Origin of the sequence: Actinoallomurus acaciae, from assembly GCF_042429965.1 — a bacterium.
Taxonomy (GTDB): domain Bacteria; phylum Actinomycetota; class Actinomycetes; order Streptosporangiales; family Streptosporangiaceae; genus Actinoallomurus; species Actinoallomurus acaciae.
The window spans coordinates 1-2159 of sequence record NZ_JBHLZP010000871.1 but is presented as its reverse complement, the minus strand read 5'-3'; the positions used below and the strand labels follow the sequence as shown (position 1 = coordinate 2159).

General features: G+C 75.3%; 1 protein-coding gene and 1 pseudogene. Both read right to left on the bottom strand.

Annotation, left to right across the window (positions count from 1 at the left end):
- Positions 1–1725, bottom strand: a 1725-nt coding sequence (locus ACFFNX_RS48305; protein ID WP_378213170.1) for a right-handed parallel beta-helix repeat-containing protein, incomplete at its 3' end; no start/stop codon positions are given.
- Positions 1710–2159: pseudogene (locus tag ACFFNX_RS48300) on the bottom strand (hypothetical protein); the annotation flags it as partial. The gene ACFFNX_RS48305 and the pseudogene ACFFNX_RS48300, both read right to left, overlap by 16 nt.

Here is a 2159-nt window from a genome sequence, read left to right as displayed (position 1 = left end):
GGGGGCGGACCGCCGTGTCGTACGCGGTGCCGTGGCGCCGCCGTCGTCGCGCGGCCGCGGGCCGACGGGCGTGGCCTCTTCGTCGTCCTGCCGGCCGGCCGGGTCGCCGCCACCGCGGGTGTCGTCGTCGCCGTTGCCACGGCTGGTGATCCGGGAGATCTCCAGGTGGTCCGACGGCGTCGTGACCCGCAGGCCGGCGCCGGTGTTCTCCCGCAGCAGGCAGTTGTGGAGCGTCAGGGGTTCGGTGGAGTGCACAAGGATGCCGTCGCCGCCGGACGTCGCGACCTCACAGTCGGTCGCCTCGCCGGACGCGCCGGCGCTCCACTCGATCCCGGTACGCCGGGACCCGCGCGCGCGAGAGCGGGTGAGCCGCGCCGATCCGTGGTTCTCCACCAGCACGCCCTCGGCCTGAGAGTCGGCGATGTCGCCCTCCTCCAGGTCGATCTCGCCGTCGCCGACGTGGATCGCGGCCGCCCCGGTACGCACCAGCGCGCAGCCGCGCACCTCCGGCCGGCCGCCGTCGAGGACGCGTATGCCCGCGCCGGCCGGCTCGGTGACGCTCAGGTCCTCGAACAGACCGCGCCCCTGCTCGGTGACCAGGGCCCCGTCCCCGCCGGGCGCGGTCACGGTCGCGCGGCGCAACTGGGGATGGGCGGCGGTCCGCACCTCGATGCCGTGCCCCTCCGTACGGTCGACGCGCAGTTCGTCGAAGGTCGGCGTGGCCGACTCGCCGACCGAGACGCCGGCGCCCGCGCCCCCGTCGACGTGAAGCGCCTCGAACGAGCTCGTGACCGCGCCGGACACCAGGACCGCGGTGTCGGCCGAGCCGGCCACGACGCACTCGGTGAACGTCCCGGCCGAGGTGTCGAGCACGTGCACGCCGTAGCCGCCCGCGTCGCGTACCTCCACCCGCCGCAGGTCCGGTGCCGCACCTTCGACGAGCGCGATGCCCTGCGCGCCGGCTCGCGTGACCTCGCAGTCCTCCAGCAGCGGTGCCGAGCCGGACGCGACGAGCACGCCGACGCCCTCGGCGTCCTCGATCACGGTCCGGTACAGCTGCGTCGCGCTGTCGCCCTCGATCGCGACGGCCGGGTTGCCGGCCCGGACGATCCGGCAGTCGCGTACGGTTCCGCGCGCCCGCTCGGCCGCGAGCAGGCCGCTGCCCTCCACGTCCGTGATCACGCAGTCGGCGAGCTGAGGGTTGGCGGAGGTGCGGATCACCACGGCCGAGGCCTTGACGTTCCGCAGCGTGCACTCGGTCAGGCTGCCCTCGGCGCCCTCGACGAAGATCGCCCCGGCGCCGGCCGGATTGGTGAACTCACACCCCCGCGCGGTGACCTCGGCCGCGCCGTGGGCGTACAGCGCGGCGGCCGAGTCGGCCTCCACCGTGCACTCGTCCATGCGGAGCCGGCCGGTCGGCACGTCGACGGCGGACGTCTGCTCGCCGCTGTGCCGGATCACGATGCCCGAGAGGGTGGCGGACTCCCCCGCGATCCGTACGGCCGGCGCGTCGCGGGACTCGATCCGCACCCCTCCGGGCGCTCCCGCGGCGGACAGGGTGACCTCCCGGTGGAGCACCACCGACTCGACGTACGTGCCGGGCTGCACCGAGATCACGTCGCCGTGACCGGCGGCGGCCACGGCGTCGCCGATCGTACGGTAGGAGTCCGGTGCGGTCGCCGAGACGTTGAGGATCGAGCGGGCCGGGGTCAGCCTGCCTGCCATACCGGTCCTCCTTCGGCCGGGGCGAACAGCGTCGCGAGCGCTCGATGCCGGGTGAACCTGCCGAGCGGGCCTGGCGGTGAGGTCCTGGCCAGGACGTGCGCGAGCAGGTCCGGCTCGGGCGCCAGACCGTGGCGCTTGAGGTAGTAGGCCACGGCGTCGGACCAGACCCATTCGCCGTCGGAGCGGAACCCGACCGGCACGGCCGCCACCCGGCCCACGTCCAGCACGTCGTTCATGGCGCCCGGGGTGTTGACGACGAGTTCCGCGGAGCGCAGGTACGTCAGCACCCGCTCGCCGTCCGGCCCGCCCAGCCGGGGATGGTCCGCGGCGAAGAACGGGCCGTCATCGGGGTCGGCCCCGTCGAACGCCCGCGCGAGCCGGGTCGGCGCGACCGGCGCCGGCCACACGAGCGAGGCGCCCGCGAGCGCGGCCTC